Origin of the sequence: Aliivibrio sifiae, from assembly GCF_002954715.1 — a bacterium.
GTDB lineage: Bacteria > Pseudomonadota > Gammaproteobacteria > Enterobacterales > Vibrionaceae > Aliivibrio > Aliivibrio sifiae.
The window spans coordinates 1,428,526-1,442,710 of the sequence record NZ_MSCP01000002.1; the positions used below are offsets into that span (position 1 = coordinate 1,428,526).

General features: G+C 38.3%; 6 protein-coding genes and 3 tRNA genes. 3 read left to right on the top strand and 6 right to left on the bottom strand.

Annotation, left to right across the window (positions count from 1 at the left end; genetic code table 11):
* Positions 1-74: 74 nt before the first annotated feature.
* On the top strand, positions 75-554 hold the full coding sequence (locus BTO23_RS17510; RefSeq protein WP_060993195.1) for a DUF1097 domain-containing protein: 480 nt from the start codon (positions 75-77) through the stop codon (positions 552-554).
* A gap of 284 nt (positions 555-838) precedes the next feature.
* On the opposite strand, the gene BTO23_RS17515 is transcribed toward BTO23_RS17510, so the two are convergent.
* The 6 genes from BTO23_RS17515 to BTO23_RS17540 form a co-directional block, all read right to left on the bottom strand.
* Positions 839-914: transfer RNA gene (locus tag BTO23_RS17515), tRNA-Asn, on the bottom strand.
* Between the two features lie 30 nt (positions 915-944).
* A tRNA-Thr gene (locus BTO23_RS17520) sits at positions 945-1,020 on the bottom strand.
* 50 nt (positions 1,021-1,070) lie between these two features.
* Positions 1,071-1,161 (bottom strand) — tRNA-Ser (locus BTO23_RS17525).
* Positions 1,162-1,321: 160 nt separating this feature from the next.
* Entirely contained in the window at positions 1,322-2,221 is a 900-nt protein-coding gene (locus BTO23_RS17530; protein ID WP_060993194.1) for a diguanylate cyclase, read from the bottom strand.
* A gap of 47 nt (positions 2,222-2,268) precedes the next feature.
* On the bottom strand, positions 2,269-4,734 hold the full coding sequence (locus BTO23_RS17535; protein WP_105064168.1) for a hybrid sensor histidine kinase/response regulator: 2,466 nt from the start codon (positions 4,732-4,734) through the stop codon (positions 2,269-2,271).
* Positions 4,735-4,869: 135 nt separating this feature from the next.
* Positions 4,870-12,300 carry a tandem-95 repeat protein gene (locus BTO23_RS17540; RefSeq protein WP_105064169.1) on the bottom strand — a complete coding sequence of 2,477 codons (7,431 nt, stop codon included), beginning with the start codon at positions 12,298-12,300 and terminating at the stop codon, positions 4,870-4,872.
* A gap of 170 nt (positions 12,301-12,470) precedes the next feature.
* On the opposite strand from BTO23_RS17540, the gene BTO23_RS17545 reads away from it, so the two are divergent.
* Positions 12,471-12,800, top strand: a complete 330-nt coding sequence (locus tag BTO23_RS17545) for an Hpt domain-containing protein (RefSeq protein ID WP_061012449.1) — start codon at positions 12,471-12,473, stop codon at positions 12,798-12,800.
* 53 nt (positions 12,801-12,853) lie between these two features.
* Positions 12,854-14,182 carry an HlyD family type I secretion periplasmic adaptor subunit gene (locus BTO23_RS17550; protein WP_060993190.1) on the top strand — a complete coding sequence of 443 codons (1,329 nt, stop codon included), beginning with the start codon at positions 12,854-12,856 and terminating at the stop codon, positions 14,180-14,182.
* The last annotated feature ends 3 nt before the right edge of the window (positions 14,183-14,185 follow it).

The following is a 14,185-nucleotide window of genomic DNA, read 5'->3' on the forward strand; positions in this document are numbered from 1 at the left end:
ATTTGAATCACTAAAAATCGTATTTAAAGACATTATGATAAGTGATTAGCAAATAACCGATTATAGGTATAACCATGAGTACACTAATTGCAATTGCGATTACTACAGGCATTCTTTCAGGTCTTTGGGGCTGGGTAGCAGTAAGCTTAGGTTTATTAAGCTGGGCTGGCTTTCTTGGTTGTACTACCTACTTTGCATCCCCTACCGATGGCCTAAAAGGGATAGGATTAAGTATTGCTACTAACCTTAGTGGTGTATTTTGGGCTATGGTTATAATTAAGCTTTCTTCAATGGTAAGCCTAGAGATCATTGGTTATGTTATTACTGCTATTGTTGCTTTCTTTATGTGTGCACAAGCAAAGAAGAATTGGTTAAATTTTATTCCTGGTACCTTTATCGGCTCATGTGCAACCTTTGCTTCAAACGGTAACTGGCAGCTAGTTATTCCTTCACTGATTTTAGGTGTTGTCTTTGCTTATGCGATGAAAACATCTGGTTTATGGCTAAAAGAAAAATTAGAAGCAGACAAGTTAGTTGAAGTAAGAAAAAACTAAAGAGTACATATTCCAAAAAAAGCCTCTGACTAATAATATTAGTGAGAGGCTTTTTTATACCAACGCAATTAATTACTGGAATTGGTATTATTCATCCTTGAATGCAGTGCTGGGCTTTCTAGTGTTGTAAAGTGACGAAACGAATTAAAGCACATTCTATAACTATAAAAACAACAACTTATGAGACAAACACGTAAATATATTCGAAATAAAGAATTATTATTTCATAATCTACAAATACAAAAACGCCGCTTGATATTGCTATCAAGCGGCGTTCTTAAATGTGGCTCCCTTTGCTGGACTTGAACCAGCGACATACGGATTAACAGTCCGGCGTTCTACCAACTGAACTAAAAGGGAACAGGTGTTGCATCTCATAAAGAGAAAAGATGGTGCCGACTACCGGAGTCGAACTGGTGACCTACTGATTACAAGTCAGTTGCTCTACCTACTGAGCTAAGTCGGCACACTATATCTTTTGTCATCATCAAGCTAATTTAGCTCAACAATGGAATGTGGTGGAGGGATAGGGATTTGAACCCTAGAACCGCTATTAACGGTTGCCGGTTTTCAAGACCGGTGCTTTCGACCACTCAGCCATCCCTCCACGGGACTCTATCTGAAGCATCTGCCTCATCAAGTGATGTCGCGCATTATAGAGAAAATGAGATCAGGCGCAAGCCTTTTTTGAAAAAAAATGTTCGTTTGATTAAAAGTAACTCTAATTGATTGATTTTTATTGAATTTGAATAAATAAGTAACAGTTATCAAATAGTTATGAATGAAATGCAGTTACGTCCATTTCCTTTTGCTTTATATAATTCTTTATCTGCCGTTTGTAATAACAAAAGCTCAGAGTGCTCTCCTTCTCCCCTAGCTAATGCAACACCAATACTAATACTCACTTTTCCGTGGGAAGAGTACTCATGAGGAATATCTAAGTTATAAATACATTGTCGCAATAACTCTGCCGTTTGTTTTAGTTGTTCAAGGTCGGTATCAAACTGAATAAGGGTAAACTCTTCGCCTCCGTATCGATACACTCGGTCGGTTTGTCTTTGAAGTGCTCTCATTAATGCTCTTGATACTCGAACCAGTGCTTCATCTCCTGCTGAATGACCATAGTTATCGTTAAACTGTTTAAAATGATCAATATCGAAAATAATAAGCCCAACGTTTACCCCTAATCTTCTTCCTTCTGCCCACTTAGTTTCTAAATCAGAATCAAACATGCGTCGATTTAATAAGTTGGTTAATCCATCTAACGAGGCATGCTTTTCAAGTAAGTCAGACTTCAATTTTAATCTTAATTGATTACGTACTCGCTTTTGTAAAATAACTGAATTAAAAGGTTTGGTAATAAAATCCACAGCGCCTAGATCTAACGCTCGTATCTCATCCTCTGTTGAATGATTAACTGTAATAACAATAATAGGGATGTCTTTTGTTTTATCGTCATTTTTTAGCCTTTCAATCACTTCAAAGCCACCCATGATGGGCATATGAATATCTAATAACACCAGATCAATATTTTCTTTATTGATAACATCAAGAGCTTCTGCCCCATTTTTTACCAAAATAGTAGTTAATGGTTTTAATAGGTGATGCAATACTTGGCGACTAACCGGTTCATCTTCAACGATTAATATTTTCTGTTCAACTAGCATACATCCCCTATTTCTATTATCTACATCCAAATAGACATCTATTTGGCTTACCTTTTATAGGTTAATTGAAGTTTCGCAATTTTCTCTTGAAGTACTTCTCTTCTAAAAGGTTTAGGTAAGTAATCATCCATACCACTATCAAAACATTTTTGAATATCATCGTCCAATATAGAAGCCGTAAGTGCAATAATTGTCGTAAGAGTCATGTTTTCATTCTTTTCTAACTGTCGTATCGCTTTTGTTGCATCAAACCCATCCATGATAGGCATCATACAATCCATCAAGATAACGAGAATATCATCATGATGTCGCTTATATAACTCAACGGCCTCAGCACCATTATTCGCTATTTTATAATCAATACCTAACATTTTAAGATTAATAGAGGCAACTTGCTGATTGACTTTATTATCTTCAACAATAAGAACTATTCCTGAGTGCTTTGGCGATGCCCCCTTCTCAACATCAGTCTCTGTATCATCATGTGAGTGTTCAAAAACAGAACACAGTAAGTTATCCAAACGAGAGCCCAAGAGAGGATATGTCACATAGCCACTGACACTTTCAATTTCTAGATTGGTGTCTGTGTTATTTCTAACCAGTACGATGGGTAATTGAGGGTATTTTTCTTTCACTAGGTCTATTTGATCTAAGAAATCTTCTTTTTCTAATACGACCAAAGACTCTGAGGTTTCTCGGATTTTAATTTCTTCAACCGAATATACTTTTTCTATGCAGTAACCATATTTATTAACTTCATTAATAAATAATTCTTTAGGTGATTTCGAACAATAAATAATAGTTTTATTGTCTTTGTTTTTAACATTCTTTTCATGAGTATGATCTTTTTTCAATTCAAGAGAGAAATAAAATTCACTGCCAACCCCTTTACTTGATTTCAGCTTAATTTCATCGCCCATCATTTTGATCATTTTAGATGAAATCGCCAAACCTAACCCAGTACCACCATAGTTCTTTGATGTGTCATCGTCTTCTTGCTTAAACTCTTCAAAAACTTGTTGATGCTTACCTTCTTCAATACCTAATCCTGTATCTTTAACTGAGAACAAGTAATGACAGGTCGCCTCTGTTTCTCCTTTTAGTGATAACTCAAATGAAATAGAGCCAGCATCGGTAAACTTAACCGCATTCGAGGCTAAATTCATTAATACTTGTCTGATTTTTTGCTCATCCGCTTTGACGTAAGTGGGTAAGTCCTCGCTCATGATTATCTTTATATTCACCCCTTTTTGTTGGGCTTTAGGGGCAATTAAAGCGGCGGTATCAAAAATAACTTCTTTGAGTTTACAACTGTGCGCATTCACTTCGATATTACCAGATTCAATTTTAGATAAATCAAGCACATCGTTAATTAACATCAGCAATGTTTGAGATGAAGCATTGATAGTGGCGAGATAATCTTTTTGTATCGCGGTCAATGTAGATGCAGATAATATTTCAGTCATGCCGATAATGCCATTAAGAGGTGTTCGTATCTCATGAGACATATTAGCCAGAAAAGAGCTTTTCGCTTTATTGGCTTTTATTTCTTGATTTTGTGAACTTATGATCCGCTTTTCTAAGCGAGAAGTCATCACAACAACACCACTAAGAACACTCACAATCAAAAAGAAAAGAACGACTGAAAGTACTTGGCTATAAAGATAAAATCGACCGATCTCTTGTGTTGTTTGTATCGATACAGCATCAAGTAAATCGTTTAATTGTACTTCTATCGCATGCACAACCTGACGTAATTCACCATGCAAACCTAATCGATGATTGTAACCAGCAGCAGCATGAATATCTTGAATATCTTGAATATCTTGAATATTAGCAAAGCTATTTTTAAAAATTAAATACTGATAGTTTACCTTGTCATTATTAAAATGAGCGATATCTTTACCTATAATATCAATCAATTGGAAGATTTGACCACGTTCATACAAAATGGTTGCTTCTTCTTTTTTTGAGATATTGGAATAAAAATCATACACTTTTTCTTGCAACACAAGCATGGTTTTATTTAATGCCAAATTATTCAGCGATAATAAACCTTCTTCTAGATTAATTGATTCCTTTTTTAATTGTTCAAACAACCCTTTTTTGTTGTCTTCTCCATTTAATACCCCTAAAAGCTCTGTTAATTCATGAAACGAATCTCCATACTTATGAATTGCTTGTATCAATTCTAAACTGTCATGCCCAATGTCAATATCTTCAATCACAAGTACTCGGTAGATTTGAGTTAATCTATGTTCGAAATTCTCAATTCCAGCTTCTAAACGATCATGATATTTTTCTTCATTTCGACTTATAAAATCTTTTTCATACCGACGTAGCATTAACATGTCATTTCTAGCTAAGTTTATTTCGAGTTGCAATTCCGTTAGCCTCTCTTCATGCTCGTGAAATTGGTAGTTCATGTAGAAATACATCAATAAGAGCGTAGTAATAATTACTCCTGCAGTTTGCAGCAATAATTTTATAGAGAAAGAAGCTAAACGTTTCATGCATATCCTTATGACACTTCTAATGATAAAAATAGTTTAGGATACTTTCCCACAATAGAAAAAACCTTGGCTTCTCTTTATCGTTAGATATTGAGGTAAGCCAAGGTTTTCGTCTTTTGTCGCTACAATAAAGTGTTATTGATCATTCAGTATAGATAGATCGTCATCAGTATTCGCATCTTGAGTTGGGGAATTAAAGCTTGCACTGTCATCCATCACATCAACACCAATATCGGTATTATCTGCGGCTGTCCAATCTTGATTTTGTAAATCATCCCCACCTTGAACTCCTGCATTATTGTTATCTGCGCTTGTTCCTTGCATCTCATAGCTTGAATCAACATCAATCAAACTAAATCCAACAGCACCATCAATTGGGTCATCCATAGCTGTCATCCCAACCATCTCAACCCGAACTTCTCCTGAGAAATTCTCATCAATGGCAAGAGTAATAGGCTGTGATATATCACTAACTACATAACCACCTTCACCATCTGATAGCCCTTGAACTGGCTCGACACCGTCTGGTAATCCATTAACTAAAATGTGTTCAACCTCGTCGTTATTAGAGATGTCACTAGGTATATCAATATTAAGAGTATCGCCTGGTGCTGCGGTGTAATCAGCTTCATTCTCTGATTGACTCTCAACGCTTTGCGATTCAATGTCCTCAGATAGAGAACTTGATGTAGAAGCTTCATCTACGTTATTCTGAATCAGAGTCACTTGATGATTCCCACCGTCAGATGTTGTGAAATCAACATTAATTCCACCGTCATAATCAGGATTTGTCCAGAAGCTCCATGTCCCATTATCGTTATCGATGAGAGTTCCGTTATCCCCTGAGTAAGAAACACCAGAAATACTATTTTCTGTATTTGTTCCCTCTAAGGAGTTAAGTAAATCCGAACTCAACAATAACGCGTAACCATCATCATCAAAAACAAAAGAAGACTCGTCTTGTGGTTGGCTGCCAAGCTCTTGAGTGACAGGGTTATTTGCAGGGTCTTCCACTTCATCTAACGACACAACCGACACGGTTACAAAGAAGTCTCCATTAAAGTCTGCCGGTGGTGTCATGGTCATGTCATCAAGGTTCCAATCACCAATATCGATACTTTGTCCTTGTTCGGTAATAGTCACACTATGCTCACCATCCCCGACAACAAATCCAATTGGATACCCTGTCATCATGACGCTAGTCATAATCTCAGATGTATCTAGTTGTTCAATATTAATGCCGAAGTGTCCTGTTGAGTCTTCAGGGAAAACCAGAGGCCCATCAAAACTTGTAGTAATTGCGACGCCATCAGCAACAGGACGAATATAAACGTTCATATCCATGCTGGCTTCTGTTGTGCCATCAGTCACAACGACTTGTAAACCAGTTGTGCCGGCAAAATCATCCGTTGGGGTAAATGTCCAAGTTCCATCTTCATTATCAATGACTGTACCTTCAGCTTCTTCTCCTTCAGCGGTAATCACTCGTGATACGGTTAATGCACTATCAACATCACCAAAAAGATCAATCAAATCGGCACTATTGAACGTTACTGCACCGTCTTCATTCGTTGCTAAATGTGCATTGCCTGTTTGGAATGGCGCATCATCTACAGGAATGATAGTCAGGTTTACAGTTCCTTCCGTTGTTAACTCTCCATCACTCACCGCATAAGCAATATCTATCGGGCCATTGAAATGTTCAGGTACAATAACTTGATACATTCCTTCTTGGTTTTGAGTAATTGAAGCTTGAGCAGGTGAGCGAATACTGATGCTTTCCAACGTAAGTTCTGCGCTATCTACGTCGCTTACTTGCGATAAAATGAAGTTAGGATCAATCAATAAGATTTCATCTTCACTTTCACTTATCACCAATGTAGGGGCAACAGGAGCATCGTTTATTGCGGTTACGGACAATTGAAGCTCTGTACCTACGGTATGTAAGCCATCGCTCACATCAAAACTCACACCAACTGCACCATTAAAATCAGCATCCGGTGTGATTGTGTATGAACCGTCTTCATTTAAAGTTACCTCAGCTTGTCCATTAGTAACAATTAAATTCGTTGCGACTAAATCATCCCCATTAATGTCCGTTGCATTTGCTAATAAATCAGCTTGGGTTAATGTTATTGAGTTATCTTCATCAATGACAGCTGTTATTGGTGTCACTTCTGGCGCATACTCTATGGCATCAACATGGATTGTTTGTGTCGTTGTTGAAGTGTCTTGATTTGATTCTTCAGTTGAAGTCGCCTCAATAACCAGGTCAAATTCATCACTGTATCCCTCTGGTAACTCAAGGGCGATAACTTGATCTAAAATGATAGTCGGAATAATAATTGGATCATCACCAATGACTGGTATTTCACCACTATAGATAGACTGGTTCACTTCCCCTAAATCAATTGTGAAAGTAAAGTCATCATAATCTCTGTCTCCACCACCATAAAGATCTTCGATACCGTAAACCAATTCACCCTGTTCATTCATGGTTGTTCTAGTATGCTCAACACCATCTTGATTTAAGTTAGTGCTATTACCACCATGATAAATGGTATCACCATTTTGACTTTGAATCAGAGTTTCAATGCCACTTTCATCAATAAAAATCAATTGAGGATCGATTGAATCCATTGTGGATGGTGACCCATCCTCATCCCTAAAGGCAAATTCACCATTGTGCATCTCACCAAAGTTATTATGATTAAATCCATTTGGGACAACGAATAAATTAAAGCTTTGTCCTTCTTCAATATCAAATGAGAAAGAAGACGTTCCAGGAATAAGATCCCCACCAGAACCTTGTTCTGAGGCATTTTCATACACTAACTTAACATCAGAAATCGACCCGTCAGCCTCAACAATATAATAACCTGCAGAATTTTGATAACCAGCGCCTTCACCTTGGAAAGTCACGGTAACATTGGTGTCAGCATAACTAGTTAAACCATAAGTTTGATCATTAATAACGGCATCACCATCATAATGGATCACACTGCCTTCTGGTGCACCACCCATTGTAACGACTAAGCTTTCTGATAAATCTTGGTCTACAAGTTCGGCGGCTAAATTCAGTTCAATGACATTGGCACTATCTCTAATTTCATCGCCATCATTAATCGCTTGGCCTTCACTATCAGAGATCACTAAATTAGGAGCATCAGCAACCGCATCAACCGTAATGGCGATATTCGCATTCACGCTATCAGTACCATCATTAACGCTGAAATCGAGATTTAACGACCCACTAAAGTGTTCATTTGGTGTAAACGTATGTGTTCCATCATTATTAGAAATCAGTGAACCATCGTCACCAGCATAAGTGACGGATTCAACACTTAACTCATCGCCATCAACATCAAAAGACCCCGTAAGAAGCTCTTCATCTGTAATAATCAGATCACCATCTTCATTTAACGTAAAGGAATGATCTTGAACGATAGCGAGGTCATTGACGGCAGTAACAGATACATCAACTTGAGCAGGAACAACAGCACCATTGCCATCGTCAACGCTGTAATTAATTGAGAATTCACCATTAAAGTTTTCATCAGGTGTGATGGTATAAGTACCGTCGCCATTGTCAGTAATCACACCATTTGGAATAGAAATATCGCTAATCGAGCTTTCGCCACTGCCTGAATTTCCCCCCTCTCCCTCAGAACTACCAGAGCCTTCAGTATTGTTGTTTTCAGATTCATGATTTTCATCACCAGAGCCATTCACCACATCACTAATATCAATGGCGTCTAAATGACCACTCACTTCAGCTTGGCTAGGTACTGCAAACTGACTCTCTGAAGCAACAAATTGTGCAGGGACAATCACACCACCAACAATATCAAAAACATGCCAATGATCCCCTGTCAGATGTTCAGGTAAGTTAGGCACAAATGAGGTGACTAAAGTGTCTCCAACAAAAACATCAACCTTAACATCATCAACGCCTTCTACATCCCATGAACGGGCAGTATAGTTATGCACTGAATAATGCATATTCGCATCCGCGTAATTAGGAATTGAAATCGTTTCAGGGCCATAATGACTGGTATCATCGACATCTTGTAAAACGGTTCCGTCACCCAATTGATGTGACATATCTTGATAATAAATATGATCAAGTTCATCACCTGTCTCAGTGTTATACAGCCATAAATGATTATCCAAATCACGAGTTTCGCTCGAATCACCCCATGTCACAACAATACGCATATCAGTCACATCCATGACCTCAGATATCGCTATCGTACCGCTGTTTAATGTCTCCCCTTCATTCACAGGGAAGCATGAAGTAATACAACCTTCTTCAGTAATGAATACCGTGCCTTCACCTGAAACTAACCCAGTAACAGAGTATGAGCCATCCATTTCAGTGACCGTGCTAGTACTATTTCCAAATTCATCACTGAGTTCAACGCGTACGCCTGAAATAGGTTCTCCACTTTCAGCATCAACTACAGTCCCAGTAGCCGTTGTTTCAGTTCCTTGTTCTCCAATGTTCGCTGTTAAATCATCATTATCAACATCAGTTGCAAATTGCAGTAATTCTTCTTGGGTAACCGTATAAGACCCATCTTCTTCAATCGTGATTCGAACATCTGCTGAGATAACAGGCGCATCATTCACTGGATCAACCGTTAAGAGCAAATTCGATGCAACCGTATCGGTTCCGTCATGGATGCCATAACTAACATTTATCATTCCATTGAAATCTTGGTGCGGTGTGATGGTGAAGGAACCATTCTCATGAGCAACGATGTCTGCGTTTTCAGCCACTAGATTAAGAGCTGAAAGATTATCACCATCAATATCTGCGGCATTAGCAAGTAACTGAGCTTGAGTTATCGTTATTGAATGATCTTCATCAGTGGATGCCGATACATCACCAGACACAACGGTTAAGTCATTCACTGCATTAACGGTTAAATCAATCCCTGTTTCTACAACATCAATCCCATCGGTAACGTCAAAACTCATCGCTAGCTCACCATTAAAGTTCTCATCAGGAGTGATCGTAAATGAACCATCCTCATTTTCGATGATTTGTGCATTTCCACCAACTAGAAGATTAGAGGCGGTAAGATCATCGCCATCAAGATCAATAGTATGAGCAAGTAGATCGTCTTGGGTTAACGTAATAGAGCCGTCTTCATCAATAACTAATTCAAGGTTACTTGAAACGATTGGGGCATCTTGCTGCGGAATGACATCAATAGTCACTGTTGCAGAATCAAATGAACCATTACCATCGATTACGACATAATGGAAATCGGCCTCTCCTGAATAGTTTTGATCGGGAATATAAAGTACCTGACCATCTTCGGTTAAGATCACTTCCCCGTGAGAATTATCGGTGGTATGCACATCAATAATAGTAAGAAGATCACCATCCGCATCAGAGTCGTTTGCTAATAAATCGCTAACGCTTAACAGCAATTGTCCATCTTCAAGAACTTGTATTGGTGTTGAGGTAATAGTGTCATCAATATTAATGAGTTCTTCAGTAACATCAATCGCTTGGTCTGCTGTGTTGTAATTCAAATCAAGCGTGAGCTCACTGTTAGTTTCACTGCCATCAGGTTGAATCGTAATTAACTGAAGATCTTCTGATAGCGTGCGTGAAACCGTCATGTTTTGAACAACATACGTACCGCCACCACCACTAGTTCCTAACTCAAAATGATGCACAGGTTGATCAGTCGTAAATGCATATAAGTCTTGATATTCACCTGATTCTCTAAAGCCACCTTGAGAATCAATGACATTGCCTTCACTATTATAAGCAGTGATCACGACTTCTGTTGCTTGTGGATCTGATTCATCAAACCAACTACCGAGGCCATCCAATTGAAAGGTAATTTGATTTACATCCTCCCCATCAATGGTGACAGTTAACGTATCATCATTGGACAATCCGTTATTAGATTGGTCGCCAATACCTGCCCCCATCGAATTTCCAGCACCATTCCAAGCAAACAGCTCACCACTGGTTACCTCAGTGGTAATCGTGACGCCATCTTTAGTAAATATTGCGGTATTTCCATCAACAACTCCCCAATCAGAGGTCGAGGCTGTCCCATCAAAGATTGGGGTTTCGGTATTATTATCAAAGCTACCAACTTGAATATCACACGTTGCAGATTGAACGTCTTCCACATTAGGTACAAATTGGACTTCTGTATCAGCGGGATACTCCTCACCGACCACCATTTCTACCCATTCATACTCGTCATTTAAATACTCTAATGTACCGTGATCAGGTGCGGAATCTAGACGAATAAGGGGCTCACTTGCCGAAAGTTCTGAATCATCAACAGCAATAACGGGATCATTAATAGAAACAATTTGAATATTTGCGGTCGTACTTGCGGTTGCTCCTTCGTTATCAACGATAACAACGTTAAAATCTAACTCTCCATAATAATTAGGGTTTGGCGTAAATGAATAGGTGCCGTCTTGATTATTAACTAACTCCCCTTCAAAGCCTGGATAAGTGACAGATTGAACGAATACTTCTCCCTCAACATCACTAGAGTTAGCCAATAGCTGTTCCGTTGTGAATGTCAGAACATGATCTTCATCTACTTGATAAGACGTTGCACCCGCAACTGGGATGTCATTAACGCCTTCAATCGTTAATTCTATACTGGCTTCAACCGTTGCTTCACTGTCTGAGACAGTAAAACCAAGATTCACATGACCATTAAAATTTTCATTCGGAGCAAAAGAAAAACTGCCATCTGGATTTTCAGATAACACACCATTCATTCCGGTATAAGTTACTGCATCAATGTGTAAGGTATCATTATCAATATCAGCAGAACCCGCCAATAACTCTTCGGCAGTAAAAGTAATGACACCGTCTTCTTGCATTGTAAAAAACTTATCAACCGCAGTTGGTGCATCATTTACTGGAGAGACATTAACAGCAAAAGTCATCGTATCGATTGTTGTATCTGAATGCTCCAACTCGTCAGAGTAAATAGAACGCTCAGATTCAACATTAACACCAAAGGTATGGCTATCCATCGCCTCATCACTAAATGCGCCACCTTCAGAGTTAGCACCTTGAGCACCGCCACTAACAGAAAAAGACGATACTCCGGGCTCTTCAGCATTTCCATTATTAACACTAGACGTTGGGGATCCTTCTTGAGGTTCCTCGCCACCAACATCTTGAGTTTCTGTATTTGATTGTGCTGATGTCGAGTTAGGCTCTTCAGTACCACTTTCATCAAGCTCGCTATCAACCACATTTGAACCTGTGTCGTTGTCAGCGTTATTGCCTTCTTCTTCATTTACGGCTTCAACATTGTTCTCCTCACCTTCTTCTGCTGTGGGTGAGTCATTTAAGTCTTCATTGCTATTGTCTTGCGATTCTTCTTCTGCCACTAATGGAGCAACAGCATCAGTTCCTGTGGCAACGGTATTTGCCGCGGTCGATTGTTGATTATTTTGGTTACCAGTCAGACTATCCGAAGAAGATGCGCCATCCTCCGTAATTACTTGTTCAACAGCACCATTTAGATCATCATTTTCGTTATTATTCTCACTAGCCATGTGTTGCTCCTTGCCATTTATACTGACTTAAACACACCAATAAAGAGTATGCAGTTCATCAGAGAGCATAGGAAAGAGAGTAAGAAAAAACCAAAAAACAAATTTATTATGGATAATAGGAAGTTCTGTCCTATAGTGATTATATGTATTGAATTAATAGGTTAGTGGTTGTGATTAATATAGAAATGCTAGAAGAAATGTTTGGCGGCGATAAAGAGATAACTCAACAATTGTTTGAGTTGTATCTTGCTGAGAATGCCACAATGGGCAGTACCATATTAGAACAATATGAAGCGAATGATTTACCGACATTATTTCATACAGCACATACACTTTCTGGCGCATTAGGAAATTTATGTGAGATGGATATCTTACCTGCGATTAAGGAAATTGAAGCCGCAGCAAAAACAGAAAACACACCAAATAGGGACACCATAAACACCGTAGTAGAAGGGCTAAACAACATAAAAGATCAAATGGAAAACCATCTATCTAATTAACCGAATTCTTGGTAATACATCAATGGCATAAAGAACAAGGATGAACTTAGCCCATGAGTAATTTAGATAAAATAATAGAAAAATCCATCAATAACACTCATGTTGAGCGATTTAACAGTACAGGCACTAATGAAACAAAAGTCTCTACCCATAAGATCTTTATCATTCTTGTTATATTCGCTCTGTTCTTTCTGATCTGGTCTTCTCAAGCCAGTATTGATATTACTGTTTCAACACGAGGTGAAGCACTACTCGACTCGGATGTTGAAAAAGTACAGCACCTTGAAGGAGGGATCCTAAACGAGGTGTATGTTTCCCCCGGTGATTTAGTTTTTAAAGGCCAAAAGATTGCTTTATTGACTTCAAAAGATCGTGTATCTGAATTAAGTTCAACGCAATACGAAATTACCGGATTGCAAATAGAACAACAAAAATACAACGCTCTGATCAACAATAATACGCCCAACTTTAGCAACTACATTGATTTCCCAGAACTCGTTGAGACACACTCTTTATCATGGGAAGAAGAAAATAATCGTAATCGTTCAAGTGACGAATTAATTTTGCACGACATTAAACATAAACAAAGCTTAATCGCTTCAATGTTACGTCGTGTAAAATCATCCAACTCCCAACTCGGCTTAATCAAGCAACAACTCAAAATCAAACAACAGCTGTTTGATGAAGAAATGGCTTCTTATATTGATGTTCTCAACATGAAAGTTCAGCACATGAACATGGTTAGAGAAATCGAAAATTTACGTGAAGCGATTTTAAATGAAGAATTTCAATTAACTCGCCTTGAAAAGCTTTTAGATGATACTCAAAAAGCCCGCAGTACCGATTACTACGCCAAGCTCACTGAAGTAAATAAACAACTAAAGATCAAACTTACCCAATTACCAACGATCAGCGATAAAGTAGATCGCTTACTCGTTTTCTCTCCTGTAGATGGAACCGTCGATAAAGTTAACTATAACTATCTATCTGCCATTATTTCCCCTGGAGATAGCATTGCTGATATTACCCCTTTGAGAAATACCCTTCACGCTGAAGTAAAAATACCTCGTAAAGATGTGGGATTTATCGAGAAAGGCCAAGAAGTTAAATTAAAATTCGATGCGTATAATTTTGCCAAATATGGTGTCATTACTGGCAGCATATCTTCTATTTCGCGCAGCTCGTATGAAGAAAAAGAAGAAGAATACTACCTAGCAACAGTCAATATTAGTCAAAATTATTTAGAGCGTAATGGCATTAAATATCACATTTCTCCTTATATGGAATTTACGGCTGACATCAAAACAGGCAGTCGAAAAATTATCGATTACGCATTGAAGCCTGTAATGGCGGCATTAGATGAATCTTTTGATGAAAGGTAATGA